This is a genomic window from Erwinia pyri (genome assembly GCF_030758455.1).
Lineage (GTDB): Bacteria > Pseudomonadota > Gammaproteobacteria > Enterobacterales > Enterobacteriaceae > Erwinia > Erwinia pyri.
Genome location: NZ_CP132353.1, coordinates 4219999 through 4235694 on the forward strand (window position 1 = coordinate 4219999; position 15696 = coordinate 4235694).

Annotated in this window: 9 protein-coding genes, 5 tRNA genes and 3 rRNA genes; 1 reads left to right on the plus strand and 16 read right to left on the minus strand. The window is 52.3% G+C overall.

Going from position 1 to position 15696, the window contains the following annotated elements:
- The 6 genes from secE to Q3V30_RS20000 all read right to left on the minus strand — a co-directional run bounded on the left by secE (nucleotide 1) and on the right by Q3V30_RS20000 (nucleotide 2406).
- Nucleotides 1-384, minus strand: a complete 384-nt coding sequence (secE, locus tag Q3V30_RS19975) for a preprotein translocase subunit SecE (protein ID WP_306208810.1) — start codon at nucleotides 382-384, stop codon at nucleotides 1-3.
- Between the two features lie 227 nt (nucleotides 385-611).
- The gene (gene tuf, locus Q3V30_RS19980) at nucleotides 612-1796 is read right to left on the minus strand and encodes an elongation factor Tu (protein ID WP_306208812.1); all 1185 of its coding nucleotides are present in this window, start codon (nucleotides 1794-1796) and stop codon (nucleotides 612-614) included.
- Between the two features lie 114 nt (nucleotides 1797-1910).
- A tRNA-Thr gene (locus Q3V30_RS19985) sits at nucleotides 1911-1986 on the minus strand.
- Between the two features lie 6 nt (nucleotides 1987-1992).
- Nucleotides 1993-2067: transfer RNA gene (locus Q3V30_RS19990), tRNA-Gly, on the minus strand.
- Between the two features lie 158 nt (nucleotides 2068-2225).
- Nucleotides 2226-2310: transfer RNA gene (locus Q3V30_RS19995), tRNA-Tyr, on the minus strand.
- A gap of 20 nt (nucleotides 2311-2330) precedes the next feature.
- Nucleotides 2331-2406: transfer RNA gene (locus Q3V30_RS20000), tRNA-Thr, on the minus strand.
- A 540-nt stretch (nucleotides 2407-2946) separates the two neighbouring features.
- Between Q3V30_RS20000 and coaA the strand changes: the two genes are divergently transcribed.
- The gene (gene coaA / locus Q3V30_RS20005; protein ID WP_306208814.1) at nucleotides 2947-3897 is read left to right on the plus strand and encodes a type I pantothenate kinase; all 951 of its coding nucleotides are present in this window, start codon (nucleotides 2947-2949) and stop codon (nucleotides 3895-3897) included.
- Between the two features lie 26 nt (nucleotides 3898-3923).
- Here coaA and birA read toward each other — a convergent pair whose 3' ends face one another.
- The 10 genes from birA to pepQ all read right to left on the minus strand — a co-directional run bounded on the left by birA (nucleotide 3924) and on the right by pepQ (nucleotide 15693).
- Nucleotides 3924-4886 (minus strand): bifunctional biotin--[acetyl-CoA-carboxylase] ligase/biotin operon repressor BirA, encoded by a 963-nt coding sequence (birA, locus tag Q3V30_RS20010; RefSeq protein WP_306208816.1) that lies wholly within the window; start codon nucleotides 4884-4886, stop codon nucleotides 3924-3926.
- Nucleotides 4883-5920: a UDP-N-acetylmuramate dehydrogenase gene (gene murB, locus Q3V30_RS20015; RefSeq protein ID WP_306208818.1), complete on the minus strand. Its 1038-nt coding sequence runs from the start codon at nucleotides 5918-5920 to the stop codon at nucleotides 4883-4885. Before murB ends, birA begins: the two co-directional genes overlap by 4 nt.
- A 342-nt stretch (nucleotides 5921-6262) precedes the next feature.
- A 5S ribosomal RNA gene (gene rrf / locus Q3V30_RS20020) occupies nucleotides 6263-6378 on the minus strand.
- Between the two features lie 109 nt (nucleotides 6379-6487).
- Nucleotides 6488-9392: ribosomal RNA gene (locus tag Q3V30_RS20025) — 23S ribosomal RNA — on the minus strand.
- A 226-nt stretch (nucleotides 9393-9618) separates the two neighbouring features.
- Nucleotides 9619-9694, minus strand: a tRNA-Glu gene (locus tag Q3V30_RS20030).
- Between the two features lie 69 nt (nucleotides 9695-9763).
- Nucleotides 9764-11306, minus strand: a 16S ribosomal RNA gene (locus Q3V30_RS20035).
- Together the 16S, 23S and 5S rRNA genes with 1 tRNA gene alongside form the textbook arrangement of a ribosomal RNA operon.
- 394 nt (nucleotides 11307-11700) lie before the next feature.
- On the minus strand, nucleotides 11701-12252 hold the full coding sequence (hemG, locus tag Q3V30_RS20040; protein ID WP_306208820.1) for a menaquinone-dependent protoporphyrinogen IX dehydrogenase: 552 nt from the start codon (nucleotides 12250-12252) through the stop codon (nucleotides 11701-11703).
- 18 nt (nucleotides 12253-12270) lie between these two features.
- Entirely contained in the window at nucleotides 12271-13722 is a 1452-nt protein-coding gene (gene trkH, locus Q3V30_RS20045; RefSeq protein WP_306208822.1) for a Trk system potassium transporter TrkH, read from the minus strand.
- 28 nt (nucleotides 13723-13750) lie between these two features.
- A complete protein-coding gene (locus Q3V30_RS20050) occupies nucleotides 13751-14362 on the minus strand; it encodes an IMPACT family protein (RefSeq protein ID WP_306213262.1) in 612 nt (203 codons plus the stop codon).
- Nucleotides 14362-15693 (minus strand): Xaa-Pro dipeptidase, encoded by a 1332-nt coding sequence (gene pepQ / locus Q3V30_RS20055; RefSeq protein ID WP_306208824.1) that lies wholly within the window; start codon nucleotides 15691-15693, stop codon nucleotides 14362-14364. The genes Q3V30_RS20050 and pepQ overlap by 1 nt, the downstream gene beginning before the upstream one ends.
- Nucleotides 15694-15696 lie beyond the last annotated feature (3 nt).

The window sequence follows — 15696 nt, forward strand, 5'->3', positions numbered from 1 at the left end:
TCAGAACCTCAGGCCAGTGATAAACGATACCAGACGAACCAGAATTCCATCCAGTCCCCACAAAATCAGTGACATCACGGCAGTTACCGCGGCAACGATTAACGTGGTGTGCAACGTTTCCTGACGAGTCGGCCAGATGACCTTACGAACTTCGGTGCGCGCTTCACGAGCAAATGCCAGTGTCGCTTTACCTTTGGTCGTCAGCAGCGCAATGCCACCGGCTGCTGCAATCAGGATAACGACGGCCAGCGCGCGCAGCGGCAGCGTGACTTCACGGTAATAGTAGTTGCCTACGATGGCCACGATCAGCAGCAATGCTACAACTAACCATTTACCCGCTTCCAGGCCACGCCCGCTCCCTTGAGCTTCGGTATTAGCACTCATAAACCAACCTGCCACAATAAATCAGAAACTGTTTTACCCGTAAAACAGGGCAACCAAGCCGAGGAGGCTGTGAGGCGAAACTCGGCATATAACGCCATGCTACAGAGCCTGCCTCAGCAATGATTATGGTTGAAAATCACTGATGAGCCAGGTTCTATGTTACAGCGTGCAAAAAGGGCATCAAATGATGCCCTTTTAAAGCGCGTTGCGTCAAATATTATCAGCGATTAAGCGATAACTTTAGCAACAACGCCCGCACCAACAGTACGGCCGCCTTCACGGATTGCGAAACGCAGACCGTCATCCATCGCGATTGGGTGGATCAGGGTAACAACCATCTGAATGTTGTCACCAGGCATTACCATCTCAACGCCTTCTGGCAGTTCGATGGTACCGGTCACGTCAGTAGTACGGAAGTAGAACTGAGGACGGTAGCCTTTGAAGAACGGAGTATGACGGCCGCCTTCATCTTTAGACAGAATATAAACTTCTGACTCGAACTTGGTGTGTGGCTTGATTGAGCCTGGCTTAGCCAGAACCTGGCCACGCTGAATTTCTTCGCGCTTGATACCACGCAGCAGAACACCACAGTTCTCGCCTGCACGACCTTCGTCCAGCAGCTTACGGAACATCTCAACGCCGGTACAGGTTGATTTCACGGTATCTTTGATACCAACGATCTCAACTTCTTCACCCACTTTAACGATACCGCGCTCTACACGACCGGTAACAACAGTACCACGGCCGGAGATAGAGAAGACGTCTTCGATAGGCAGCAGGAATGGCTTGTCGATTGCGCGCTCTGGTTCCGGGATGTAGTTATCCAGGTGGCCAGCCAGCTCAATGATTTTAGCTTCCCACTCAGCGTCGCCCTGCAGCGCTTTCAGTGCAGAACCACGAACGATTGGCAGGTCATCACCAGGGAAGTCATAGGCAGAGAGAAGTTCACGCACTTCCATTTCTACCAGTTCCAGCAGCTCTTCGTCATCAACCATGTCACACTTGTTCATGAACACGATGATGAAAGGAACGCCAACCTGGCGACCCAGCAGGATGTGCTCACGGGTCTGAGGCATTGGGCCGTCAGTTGCAGCAACAACCAGAATTGCACCGTCCATCTGCGCAGCACCGGTGATCATGTTTTTCACATAGTCGGCGTGGCCTGGGCAGTCAACGTGCGCATAGTGGCGAGTCGGGGTGTCATATTCAACGTGTGAAGTGTTGATGGTGATACCACGTGCTTTTTCTTCTGGTGCGTTATCGATCTGGTCGAATGCACGTGCAGAACCGCCGTAGGTTTTAGCCAGAACGGTGGTGATAGCAGCAGTCAGGGTAGTTTTACCGTGGTCAACGTGGCCGATAGTACCAACGTTGACGTGCGGTTTGGAACGTTCAAATTTTTCTTTAGACATCGCTTGTCCCTCTAAGACACGGATAAATCGGTGATATCACCACATCAACCAGGCAAAGCCTGAACTGTTGAATTTTAACGTACAGAGAAAGAATCAGGGAGGGAGATTTAGAAGTGGTGCTGATACCCAGAGTCGAACTGGGGACCTCACCCTTACCAAGGGTGCGCTCTACCAACTGAGCCATATCAGCACGGCTTGGAGCGGGCAGCGGGAATCGAACCCGCATCATCAGCTTGGAAGGCTGAGGTAATAGCCATTATACGATGCCCGCATCCTGGAACTCGGCTACCTGTTCTGTCTGTAGCTTTTGAACAACAAGAAGATGCCCTCTTGCTATTCGAGTCAACCCGCAAATGCTTGATGACCCAGACTGCGCTGGTGCTCAGTCGAAAATCTTCATGTCATTTCAACCTGAACTTCCGGAAGAAATGGTGGTGGGGGAAGGATTCGAACCTTCGAAGTCGATGACGGCAGATTTACAGTCTGCTCCCTTTGGCCGCTCGGGAACCCCACCAGGGGTATTTCTTTACTTGATGGTGCCGGCTACCGGAATCGAACTGGTGACCTACTGATTACAAGTCAGTTGCTCTACCAACTGAGCTAAGCCGGCATCAAGTGGTGCGCATTCTAGGAAGAGCTGGGCTTCGATGCAACAAAAAAATCGCGATAATTGTTCTTATGCTTACTATTTGTGCAATTCTTCGCAAATTAGCCCTTCGCTACAGAAATTCCGTTCAAAGAACCGCCATTCTAGCGATTATTTCACCACTGTGCGTTCAGCGGCTTGCTGCAAAAAACTGCCCGATAGCGAAGGAATTTCTCAGCAGAGACAAAAAAAGCGCTTTTTGTTTCATTCATTATCACTCCTTTTCTCTGCGCGATGCTTCTCCTCCTTGTCTCTCCTGCACTTTCTGCCGCGTTAATCAGGTTCCCCGACTGATTGCCAGCAGATTATTCAATAAATGCGGCCCTCGTTACGTTTGCGCTCGCAGAATGTATTTTTCCTTCAGGTAGTGCACGTCTGGTGTTAACCTCCTGCCCATTGTTTTCTGAAATTTACCTTAGTTACGTAAGCAGACTCTGGCGGCCGTAGCGCCGAGAAGTCGAAAACGATCACGACAGGCAAATTCTTGCTGGCAGAAGCATGCATATGAGCAAAAAAGATTCCCTGATAACGACACCCTATTTGCAATTTAACCGCGCACAATGGGCTGCGCTGCGTGATTCAGTGCCAATGACGCTGAGTGAAGAGGAGATAGCGCAGTTAAAGGGGATAAATGAAGATTTATCTTTAGAGGAAGTTGCAGAGATCTATCTGCCCCTCTCGCGTCTGCTGAATTTCTACATCAGTTCTAATCTTCGGCGGCAAGCCGTGCTCGAACAGTTCCTCGGCACCAACGGGCAGAAGATCCCCTATATCATCAGCATTGCTGGCAGCGTTGCCGTTGGCAAAAGCACCACAGCTCGCGTCCTTCAGGCGCTCTTAAGCCGCTGGCCAGAGCATCGTCGTGTAGAGCTGATCACTACCGACGGCTTCTTACACCCTAATCAGGTGTTGAAGGAGCGGGGATTGATGAAGAAGAAAGGTTTTCCCCAGTCTTATGATATGCACCGTCTGGTCAACTTCGTTTCCGATTTGAAATCAGGCGCTTCACAGGTTACGGCGCCGGTTTATTCCCATCTTATTTATGATGTTATTCCTCAAGGCGATAAGGTTGTACAGCAACCTGATATTTTAATTCTGGAAGGACTGAATGTTTTGCAAAGCGGGATGGATTATCCTCACGATCCGCACCATGTATTTGTTTCTGATTTCGTGGACTTTTCAATTTATGTAGATGCGCCCGAAAACCTGCTGCAAAAATGGTATATTAATCGGTTCCTGAAATTCCGTCAGGGTGCCTTCACCGATCCCGATTCCTATTTCCATAACTATGCCAAACTTTCAGAAGAAGAAGCGGTAGGCATCGCCACCCAGCTGTGGGAAGAAATTAACTTTATGAATCTTAAAGAAAATATTCTTCCTACGCGTGAGCGAGCCAGCCTGATCATGACGAAAAGTGTTGATCATGCCGTCGATCTGGTGAGATTGAGGAAATAAAAAAAGGGGCGAAAGCCCCTGTTTTTTTAATCCTGTGGGCGCAATGATATTTCGCCGCCGACCCAGGATTTTTTTACACCGTCCTGTTCCAGAATTAATCCACCCTGCTGATCAATTCCTCGTGCAATACCAGGGATTTCTTTATCGCCAATAAGCAACTTAACAGGTCGATTAATAAAGTTATCGAGTTCACTCCAACGCTGAATAAAAGGTGCCAATCCTTCACGTTCAAAAATCGGCAAAGATTCTCGCATCGTATTTATCAGGCGTGCCGTTAGCGTATTCCGGTCGACATTAACGCCTGCCTCCTGCAAGTTTATCCAGCCCTGATTCACAATAGCCGCGTCAGGCGTTCGCATAGCGAGATTAATGCCCGCTCCAATCACCAGCTGCGCTGCATCACCGGTTTTTCCGGTCAATTCCACCAGGATACCCGCCAGCTTGCGGTCATTCAGATAGAGATCGTTAGGCCATTTGACTCTGACTTCATCGGCTCCCAGCGAGCGAAGAACTTCCGCAATCACAATGCCAATGACCAGACTGAGACCCATCGCCGCCATAGGTCCCTGATCGAGGCGCCAGTACATCGAGAGATAGAGATTTGAGCCAAAAGGAGAGAACCATTGACGCCCACGTCTCCCTCTTCCTGCCTGCTGATATTCCGCCACACAGGCGTCACCCGATCGCAGTGTATCCATCTTTTCCAGCAGATACTGGTTAGTAGAATCGATTACCGGGATAACGGCCAGCCGGCCTTCATTCAGCTGTGCGGCAATCTTCTCTTCATTCAGTAACTGCATAGGGGCTGGCAGGCTGTACCCCTTGCCAGTTACCGTAAATACGTCAATGCCCCAATCTTTAAGGGTTTGAACATGCTTATTAATAGCAGCCCGGCTCATTCCAAGCCGTTCGCCCAGCTGCTCTCCCGAATGGAATTCACCATCGGACAGAATATCGATCAACGTTAAAGGGACAGTATTACCTTTCATGCAATAACTCCAACGGCATCCTTTTCTCCCTGAGCGCCAACAAAACGCACCTCAGGCTCCAGCCATACGTTAAATTTAGCGCCTACCCGCTGGCGCACTTCATGTGCCAGCGCCACGATATCACTGCCTGTCGCCTGGTTCTGATTAATCAATACCAGTGCCTGCTGAAGATGAACAGCAGCGCCACCAATGCTGAACCCCTTAAGCTCACACCTGTCAATCAGCCATCCTGCAGCCAATTTACAGCTGCCATTAGCCTGCGGGTAGAGTGGCATATCGGGATAGAGATCGACAATTTTCGCCGCCAGTTCAGCGCTGACTACAGGGTTTTTGAAAAAACTCCCTGCGTTTCCTACTTTTTCAGGGGCGGGTAGCTTACTTGTACGGGTACGGCAGACAGAATCGAAAATTTCCTGCGCTGTAACGCTACCGGGCGTTAATTTGCTCAGTTCTCCATACGTTAATACCGGGATCCACTTTTTAGGCAGTCTCATCCCTACTGCAGTAATGGCATAGCCCTGTTGGTAATGATGCTTAAATACGCTGTCGCGGTAGCCAAACTGGCACTCTTCTGCACTGAGGCGTAGCGTACTGCCTGAGGAGAGATCCAGCAGATCGACATATTCGCAGACGTTTTTCAGCTCCACGCCATATGCGCCAATATTCTGTATAGGGGCAGAACCCACACAGCCTGGGATCATGGCGAGATTCTCCAGGCCCGGCACGCCAATTTCCAGCGTGTGCTCTACCAGCCGGTGCCAGTTTTCACCAGCCCCTACATGCAGATGCCAGGCCTCTTCCCCTTCCTCTATGGTTATGCCCTTCAATCTGTTAATGATTGCCATACCTGCAAAATCTTCCAGAAACAGAATATTGCTGCCTTCACCAATCAGCAGTGCCGGCAGATCTTTTTGCTGTGTTTCCTGCCAGGCTGCGATCAGATCTTCTGGCGTATTCGCGATGACAATCTGTTTTGCCTGGACATTGAGATTAAAGGTGTTGAAAGGTTTTAAAGAGTGGGACTGGCTGGACATGTTACGGCCTTTACGAATTTATCTGCTATTAGTTTACCCGATTCACAGCTGCTCCGTTGAGGGATTTCTTCAGGTTGAACCTGTCAGGGTGATCCGGGATAGTGGCGCGTTGCGTGAAGGCTTAACTGGGTTGATATCTCAGGACGTCAAAGGGGAAAATAGTTCGTGCTGCCGGTTATTTACGGTTATGAAACAGGTTTCCTGCCTGTACTGCTTTTGGACGAGGCATAAAAAAGGGCCCCGTGCGTCAGCGCGGGGCCCTTTTCTGTCTTTTCTGTCTTTCTGTAAAACGCAGACGCAAAAAACCCCGGCCTTGCGGTCGGGGTTATTGCTTTATTTAATGCCTGGCAGTTCCCTACTCTCGCATGGGGAGACCCCACACTACCATCGGCGCTACGGCGTTTCACTTCTGAGTTCGGCATGGGGTCAGGTGGGACCACCGCGCTAAAGCCGCCAGGCAGATTCTGTCATTCACGCCGCCCTCGCAGGCCGCGTAAATCAATCCGTCACAAGCTGAAAATCTCTGTTGCGTCTCTCAGACGCTCACCAGAACGCTTCTGGTGTTGTAAGGTTAAGCCTCACGGGTCATTAGTACCGGTTAGCTCAACGCATCGCTGCGCTTACACACCCGGCCTATCAACGTCGTAGTCTTCAACGTCCCTTCAGGGGTCTCAAGGACCCAGGGAAGATTCATCTCGAGGCAAGTTTCGCGCTTAGATGCTTTCAGCGCTTATCTTTTCCGCACTTAGCTACCGGGCAGTGCCATTGGCATGACAACCCGAACACCAGTGGTGCGTTCACTCCGGTCCTCTCGTACTAGGAGCAACCCCTCTCAATCTTCCAGCGCCCACGGCAGATAGGGACCGAACTGTCTCACGACGTTCTAAACCCAGCTCGCGTACCACTTTAAACGGCGAACAGCCGTACCCTTGGGACCTACTTCAGCCCCAGGATGTGATGAGCCGACATCGAGGTGCCAAACACCGCCGTCGATATGAACTCTTGGGCGGTATCAGCCTGTTATCCCCGGAGTACCTTTTATCCGTTGAGCGATGGCCCTTCCATACAGAACCACCGGATCACTAAGACCTGCTTTCGCACCTGCTCGAGCCGTCACTCTCGCAGTCAAGCTAGCTTATGCCTTTGCACTAACCTCACGATGTCCGACCGTGATTAGCTAACCTTCGTGCTCCTCCGTTACTCTTTGGGAGGAGACCGCCCCAGTCAAACTACCCACCAGACACTGTCCCCACGCCGGATCACGGCGCCAGGTTAGAACATCAAACGTTAAAGGGTGGTATTTCAAGGTTGGCTCCACGCAGACTGGCGTCCGCGCTTCAAAGCCTCCCACCTATCCTACACATCAAGGCTCAATGTTCAGTGTCAAGCTGTAGTAAAGGTTCACGGGGTCTTTCCGTCTTGCCGCGGGTACACTGCATCTTCACAGCGAGTTCAATTTCACTGAGTCTCGGGTGGAGACAGCCTGGCCATCATTACGCCATTCGTGCAGGTCGGAACTTACCCGACAAGGAATTTCGCTACCTTAGGACCGTTATAGTTACGGCCGCCGTTTACCGGGGCTTCGATCAAGAGCTTCTCCTTGCGGATAACCCCATCAATTAACCTTCCGGCACCGGGCAGGCGTCACACCGTATACGTCCACTTTCGTGTTTGCACAGTGCTGTGTTTTTAATAAACAGTTGCAGCCAGCTGGTATCTTCGACTGGCTTCAGCTCGGGGAGCAAGTCCCTCCACCTACGCGCCAGCGTGCCTTCTCCCGAAGTTACGGCACCATTTTGCCTAGTTCCTTCACCCGAGTTCTCTCAAGCGCCTTGGTATTCTCTACCTGACCACCTGTGTCGGTTTGGGGTACGATTCTGTGTTACCTGATGCTTAGAGGCTTTTCCTGGAAGCAGGGCATTTGTTGCTTCATCACCGTGGTGACTCGTCATCACGCCTCAGCCTTAAAGCGTTCCGGATTTGCCTGGAACGCAAGCCTACACGCTTAAACCGGGACAACCGTCGCCCGGCCAACATAGCCTTCTCCGTCCCCCCTTCGCAGTAACACCGAGTACAGGAATATTAACCTGTTTCCCATCGACTACGCCTTTCGGCCTCGCCTTAGGGGTCGACTCACCCTGCCCCGATTAACGTTGGACAGGAACCCTTGGTCTTCCGGCGAGCGGGCTTTTCACCCGCTTTATCGTTACTTATGTCAGCATTCGCACTTCTGATACCTCCAGCAGACCTCACAGTCCACCTTCAACGGCTTACAGAACGCTCCCCTACCCAACAACACATAAGTGTCGCTGCCGCAGCTTCGGTGCATGGTTTAGCCCCGTTACATCTTCCGCGCAGGCCGACTCGACCAGTGAGCTATTACGCTTTCTTTAAATGATGGCTGCTTCTAAGCCAACATCCTGGCTGTCTGTGCCTTCCCACATCGTTTCCCACTTAACCATGACTTTGGGACCTTAGCTGGCGGTCTGGGTTGTTTCCCTCTTCACGACGGACGTTAGCACCCGCCGTGTGTCTCCCGTGATAACATTCTCCGGTATTCGCAGTTTGCATCGGGTTGGTAAGCCGGGATGGCCCCCTAGCCGAAACAGTGCTCTACCCCCGGAGATGAGTTCACGAGGCGCTACCTAAATAGCTTTCGGGGAGAACCAGCTATCTCCCGGTTTGATTGGCCTTTCACCCCCAGCCACAGGTCATCCGCTAATTTTTCAACATTAGTCGGTTCGGTCCTCCAGTTAGTGTTACCCAACCTTCAACCTGCCCATGGCTAGATCACCGGGTTTCGGGTCTATACCCTGCAACTTAACGCCCAGTTAAGACTCGGTTTCCCTGCGGCTCCCCTATACGGTTAACCTTGCTACAGAATATAAGTCGCTGACCCATTATACAAAAGGTACGCAGTCACACCACAAGGGTGCTCCCACTGCTTGTACGTACACGGTTTCAGGTTCTGTTTCACTCCCCTCGCCGGGGTTCTTTTCGCCTTTCCCTCACGGTACTGGTTCACTATCGGTCAGTCAGGAGTATTTAGCCTTGGAGGATGGTCCCCCCATATTCAGACAGGATGTCACGTGTCCCGCCCTACTCATCGAACTCACAGTAAGTGCAGCTTCGTGTACGGGAGTATCACCCTGTACCCTGCGACTTTCCAGACGCTTCCACTGCTGCACAAACTGATTCAGGTTCTGGGCTGTTCCCCGTTCGCTCGCCGCTACTGGGGGAATCTCGGTTGATTTCTTTTCCTCTGGGTACTTAGATGTTTCAGTTCCCCAGGTTCGCCTTGCAGCACTATGTATTCATGCTGCAATGATGCACGAGTGCACCGGGTTTCCCCATTCGGGTATCGTCGGGTATAACGGTTCATATCACCTTACCGACGCTTATCGCAGATTAGCACGCCCTTCATCGCCTCTGACTGCCTAGGCATCCACCGTGTACGCTTAGTCACTTAACCTCACAACCCACAAGCGTCCCGAAGAACACTGTCTGTTGCAGGCATTTGAGAGACTCGAACGCATCGTTCTGTTCACCCTTATTACGGAGGGTAAACACGACGCGTCGTTTCAATTTTCAGCTTGTTCCGGGTTGTTAAAGAGCAAATATCTCAAACGTGACTCATCCTTGCGGAGAGAATCAGTTTTGAGATACTGGTTGATAATGTCTTTCACTCATTATCAGGATGGCGTCCCCAAGGGGATTCGAACCCCTGTTACAGCCGTGAAAGGGCAGTGTCCTGGGCCTCTAGACGATGGGGACTCTGTTACTGTTGCTCATTACTTCTATCAGACAATCTGTGTGAGCACTACGCGGGAAGGTATCTTCAGGTAAGGAGGTGATCCAACCGCAGGTTCCCCTACGGTTACCTTGTTACGACTTCACCCCAGTCATGAATCACAAAGTGGTAAGCGCCCTCCCGAAGGTTAAGCTACCTACTTCTTTTGCAACCCACTCCCATGGTGTGACGGGCGGTGTGTACAAGGCCCGGGAACGTATTCACCGTAGCGTTCTGATCTACGATTACTAGCGATTCCGACTTCACGGAGTCGAGTTGCAGACTCCGATCCGGACTACGACGCACTTTATGAGGTCCGCTTGCTCTCGCGAGGTCGCTTCTCTTTGTATGCGCCATTGTAGCACGTGTGTAGCCCTGGCCGTAAGGGCCATGATGACTTGACGTCATCCCCACCTTCCTCCGGTTTGTCACCGGCAGTCTCCTTTGAGTTCCCGCCATTACGCGCTGGCAACAAAGGATAAGGGTTGCGCTCGTTGCGGGACTTAACCCAACATTTCACAACACGAGCTGACGACAGCCATGCAGCACCTGTCTCACGGTTCCCGAAGGCACTAAGGCATCTCTGCCGAATTCCGTGGATGTCAAGGCCAGGTAAGGTTCTTCGCGTTGCATCGAATTAAACCACATGCTCCACCGCTTGTGCGGGCCCCCGTCAATTCATTTGAGTTTTAACCTTGCGGCCGTACTCCCCAGGCGGTCGACTTAACGCGTTAGCTCCGGAAGCCACGCCTCAAGGGCACAACCTCCAAGTCGACATCGTTTACGGCGTGGACTACCAGGGTATCTAATCCTGTTTGCTCCCCACGCTTTCGCACCTGAGCGTCAGTCTTTGTCCAGGGGGCCGCCTTCGCCACCGGTATTCCTCCAGATCTCTACGCATTTCACCGCTACACCTGGAATTCTACCCCCCTCTACAAGACTCTAGCCTGCCAGTTTCAAATGCAGTTCCCAGGTTAAGCCCGGGGATTTCACATCTGACTTGACAGACCGCCTGCGTGCGCTTTACGCCCAGTAATTCCGATTAACGCTTGCACCCTCCGTATTACCGCGGCTGCTGGCACGGAGTTAGCCGGTGCTTCTTCTGCGGGTAACGTCAATCGGTAAGGTTATTAACCTTACCGCCTTCCTCCCCGCTGAAAGTACTTTACAACCCGAAGGCCTTCTTCATACACGCGGCATGGCTGCATCAGGCTTGCGCCCATTGTGCAATATTCCCCACTGCTGCCTCCCGTAGGAGTCTGGACCGTGTCTCAGTTCCAGTGTGGCTGGTCATCCTCTCAGACCAGCTAGGGATCGTCGCCTAGGTGAGCCGTTACCCCACCTACTAGCTAATCCCATCTGGGCACATCCGATGGCGTGAGGCCCGAAGGTCCCCCACTTTGCTCTTGCGAGGTTATGCGGTATTAGCTACCGTTTCCAGTAGTTATCCCCCTCCATCAGGCAGTTTCCCAGACATTACTCACCCGTCCGCCACTCGTCACCCGAGGAGCAAGCTCCTCTGTGCTACCGTCCGACTTGCATGTGTTAGGCCTGCCGCCAGCGTTCAATCTGAGCCATGATCAAACTCTTCAATTAAAAGTTCGATTTGCTTAAACAAGTTAAGCGATGCTCAAGTGTAAAACACTCATAATGAATTTCATTATGTGTTCACTCTTAAGACTTGATATTTTCTGCGCCCTGCGGCGCTGATATCAATCCTGCGAGTGCCCACACAGATTGTCTGATAAATTGTTAAAGAGCGTTGCGGTAAGCGCCCTGAGGCGTTACTGCGAGGTGGCGTATATTACGCTTTCCTCCTTCGGAGTCAACAACATTTTCAGAAGTTTTTCTCCGGCGGTTCAGCTTCCTGACCCTCTCAACCCGGCGGCCGGTAAGCCGTTGTTCCGTGTCGATGGAGGCGCATTATAGGGAGTTCCCGCCGGGTGACAAGTGTTTATTGCAGAAAAATGACTGACAGCGTCATTTTTCATCAAAGCGCCTCTTTTACCTTCACTTTGCCTGATAATGCAGCAAATTCATGGGCAAAGCGCTCTACCTGAACCCAATCTGTATACTCGACTTCTTTACTGGCATCCGTCTCGCCGCCGGTCATACGCATAATAAGCTGAATCATGATGCGGTCGAAGAAACCATAACGCGGATAACGCAGTGCACCCGCGAAGACAGCACAGCAGTCAGGCTCCCAGGGAGACTGCAGCAGGAACTTGCGCGTGTAGGCATTGGTCTGTGGCGTACGCTTCTCAGGTTTACGCGCGGTAAGGTTCACCGAAAAGAAGCCGCTCTCCCTTTCCTTTATCTGTAGCAAATGCTGTTTGACGAATTTGGTCACGGCGGGATGGAAGTGCCCGTAGCGTATAGAGGCGCCAATCAGCACACGATCGTACTCCGCCCAGTTCACGGATGAAGCGTGCAGGATATTCAGTACGTCACACTCCTGCTGCTCTTTTATCTGGTTAGCTATATAAGCCGCGATTTCACGCGTCTGGCCATCACGGCTGGAAAAAAGGATTAACGCTTTCATATTCAATACTCGTTTCAGTTACTCGCGCCAGAAGGTTGGCGTAAACAGGACTAACAGCGTGAACACTTCCAGACGACCGAAAAGCATCGTCAGGATTAAAATCCATTTCGCCGTATCGTTCATCGTAGTGAAGTTATCCGCCACTACTCCTAAGCCCGGCCCAAGATTGTTCAGGGTGGCGGCCACGGCAGCAAATGCGGAAAAGTCATCCACACCGGTCGCAATAATTGCCAGCATACTCAGCAGGAACACCAACGCGTAAGCAGAGAAGAAGCCCCAGACCGCTTCAAGGATCCGTTCAGGCAGCGCGCGCTGGCCCAGCTTGATGGTATATACCGCATTCGGGTGAACCAGACGCTTTAGCTCACGAGAACCCTGCTTGAACAGCAGCAGGATACGGATCACCTTCAGTCCCCCGCCGGTCGACCCGGCGCAGCCGCCAATAAAAGCAGAACAGAGCAGCAGAACAGGAAGGAACAGCGGCCAGCGCGCAATGCTGTCTGTGGTGAAGCCAGCGGTCGTCGCCATGGAAACTACCTGGAAGAAAGCCTGATTCAGCGTCTGCATCCCGCTGTGGTAAACATCATGGAACCAGAGCATCACCGTGCAGATGATCACCAGCGTAAGCTGAACCCCGATGAACATGCGGAATTCCGGATCACGCCAGTAAACGCGAAGATTGCGCCCGCTGAACATTGAGAAATGCAGGCCATAATTACAGCCGGAGATCAGCAGGAAGATGGCGATGATGGTATTGATCGTTGGGCTGTTGAAGTAGCCAATACTCGCATCATGGGTAGAGAATCCGCCGATGGCGATTGTCGAGAAGCTGTGCCCGATGGCGTCAAACAGCGGCATTCCGGCCAGCCAGAGCGCCAGCGCGCAAATCACCGTCAGTAAAACGTAGATTAGCCATAGCGTCTTAGCCGTTTCTGCAATGCGGGGGCGCATCTTGTTATCTTTCAGCGGGCCGGGCATTTCAGCGCGATAGAGCTGCATCCCCCCTACCCCCAAAATCGGCAGGATAGCCACCGCGAGCACAATGATCCCCATTCCGCCCAGCCACTGCAGCATTTGCCGGTAAAAGAGAATGGCCTTGGGCAGTGAATCCAGCCCCACCAGCGTGGTAGCGCCGGTGGTGGTCAGGCCGGAGAAGGATTCAAAGAAAGCGTCCGTTACGGAGAGGTTGGGATGTTCAGCAAAGATAAACGGCATAGCCCCCACGCTGCCCAGCACGGTCCAGAACAGCACCACGATCAGGAATCCTTCGCGCGGCTTTAACTCTTTCCGCTGTTTGCGGTTAGGCCACCACAGCAGTGAACCGATGAGCAGCGCCATAAAGAAGGTCTGGGTAAATGCACGGCCCGCACCGTCACGGTAGATCAGAGCGACCAGGCCCGGCACGATCATCGTCCCCGAGAACAAAATAACCAGCAGCCCCACGATGCGGGTAATGGTGCGATAATGCATGTAACCGTTCCTTTCCTGACAATGAAAGTTAGTCGAGCGGGGTGAGCGTCAGCGCCCCTCTGCTAAAGTCTGTGAGATTTTGTGCAAAGCCCGCTACCTGAGAATGCGGCAGGGCCAGCGTTAATGAAACGCACGCTAAAAATTCACTGTGTAAAAGCTGGCCGTTGAACCGGGCAGTCATTCTTTCAATCTCTGCAAGCTGAGCATAGTCACAGGAGAGCGTAAAAGTGAGCATCGGGACTTTCTGCACGCGCGGCAGCTGTTTCAGCGCCTGTTGCACTCCGCCGCCATACGCTTTTACCAGCCCGCCGGTTCCCAGCTGAATACCGCCGTAATAACGAACCACCACGGCGGTGATCTCCCCGATATGGTTACCCATCAGCTGCGCCAGCATCGGTTTACCCGCCGTACCGGAAGGCTCTCCGTCATCAGAGAACCCCAGTTGCTGTGAATCCGAAGGAGCACCGGCTACCCATGCCCAGCAATGATGGCGGGCGGTGGGATGTTCGTTTTTGATCTGCTGAACAAAAGCCCGGGCTGCTGCCACACCGTCAGTATGAGCCAACAGCGTGATAAAGCGGCTTTTTTTGATTTCCTCGCTGAAGCTGAACAGCTCAGCGGGGATGTCATAGGCGTCCATCACTCCAGCTTCAGGTCACGGGTCATGTTTTCCACGCCCTGCTCGCGGATAATCACATTATCCTCAATACGGATGCCGCCATAGGGCTTGAGCGCATCAATACGATCCCAGTTGAAATGCTGACTGAATTGACTTTCGCGCCATGGGGCCAGCAGTGAATCGATAAAGTAAATACCAGGTTCAATGGTCACGACCATCCGCGGCTCAAGAATACGCGTGCAGCGCAGATAAGGATATTGCTGCGGCGCGGCCAGATGGGTGCCGCTGTCGTCCTGCATAAATCCGGCAACATCGTGTACCTGCAGGCCCAGAGGATGACCAAGACCGTGCGGCATAAAGGGCCCGGTAATATCTTCTGCCACCAGCGCTTCTTCACTTATGCCTTTTACCAACTGATGTTTAAGCAGCAGTTTCGCAATACGCTGATGCATTTGCTGATGATATTCGCTGTAGCGCACGCCCGCCTTCAGGGTGCCAATCAGCGCCAGCTCTTCCTGATTCATCTCTTTAATCAGCTGAGCATAGTCACTGTCAGGCTGCGCTGCATAAGTACGGGTCAGATCCGCCGCATAACCGTTATATTCCGTTCCGGCATCAATCAGGAAACTGCGCGTCTGCTCTGGCGGAAGATGATCCAGTTTGGTGTAGTGCAGTACGGCGGCATGCTCATTAAGCGCGATGATATTGCCGTAAGGGACATCGGTATCACGATGACCGGTTGCGCTGAGGTAAGCGTTGTTGATATCAAACTCGCTCATCCCGGAGAGGAACGCCTCTTTCGCTGCCCGATGACCGATCACCGCGGTTTTCTGCGCTTCGCGCAGGCAGTAAAGCTCATAATCGGTCTTGTAAGAACGATGATAATGCAGGAAATCGAGCACTGCTTTGGGGTTGGTCCGGTCACTATTGATACCGAACTGGGCGGCGCGTGCTGGCACCGGGCCGATATAAGCGACGTTATCGCGTTGGGCAGGTAACAGCTGAGCGATCTCTTCGGCATTTTTCAGCGCAACGATCTCAATCTCATCCGTCCAGAAGCTCTGCGGCAGAGGCTCCACATTGTGCCAGTAATCCACCGGCGAATAGAACCACAGCCTGGGTTTGTTAACGCCATCCACCCACAGCCAGCAGTTCGGCACGGCGGTGACCGGCAGCCAGGCTTTAAACTGGGGATTCACTTTAAAGGGATAGGTATGATCGTCGAGGAAAACGGTGAGCAGCTCTCCTGAATGGATCAGCAGGGCATCCAGCTTGTTACGCTCCAACACCTGCTGAGCCCGTGCCTGTAGTGTTTTCAGATGGTCCTGATAAAGGGTGACTAACGATTCCATAAC

Excerpts from the sequence above, each read along its gene's own strand:
- secE (WP_306208810.1), bottom strand. The coding sequence starts at position 384 with ATGAGTGCTAATACCGAAGCTCAAGGGAGCGGGCGTGGCCTGGAAGCG.
- tuf (WP_306208812.1), bottom strand. The coding sequence starts at position 1,796 with ATGTCTAAAGAAAAATTTGAACGTTCCAAACCGCACGTCAACGTTGGT.
- coaA (WP_306208814.1), top strand. The coding sequence starts at position 2,947 with ATGAGCAAAAAAGATTCCCTGATAACGACACCCTATTTGCAATTTAAC.
- birA (WP_306208816.1), bottom strand. The coding sequence starts at position 4,886 with ATGAAAGGTAATACTGTCCCTTTAACGTTGATCGATATTCTGTCCGAT.
- murB (WP_306208818.1), bottom strand. The coding sequence starts at position 5,920 with ATGTCCAGCCAGTCCCACTCTTTAAAACCTTTCAACACCTTTAATCTC.
- hemG (WP_306208820.1), bottom strand. The coding sequence starts at position 12,252 with ATGAAAGCGTTAATCCTTTTTTCCAGCCGTGATGGCCAGACGCGTGAA.
- trkH (WP_306208822.1), bottom strand. The coding sequence starts at position 13,722 with ATGCATTATCGCACCATTACCCGCATCGTGGGGCTGCTGGTTATTTTG.
- Q3V30_RS20050 (WP_306213262.1), bottom strand. The coding sequence starts at position 14,362 with ATGGACGCCTATGACATCCCCGCTGAGCTGTTCAGCTTCAGCGAGGAA.
- pepQ (WP_306208824.1), bottom strand. The coding sequence starts at position 15,693 with ATGGAATCGTTAGTCACCCTTTATCAGGACCATCTGAAAACACTACAG.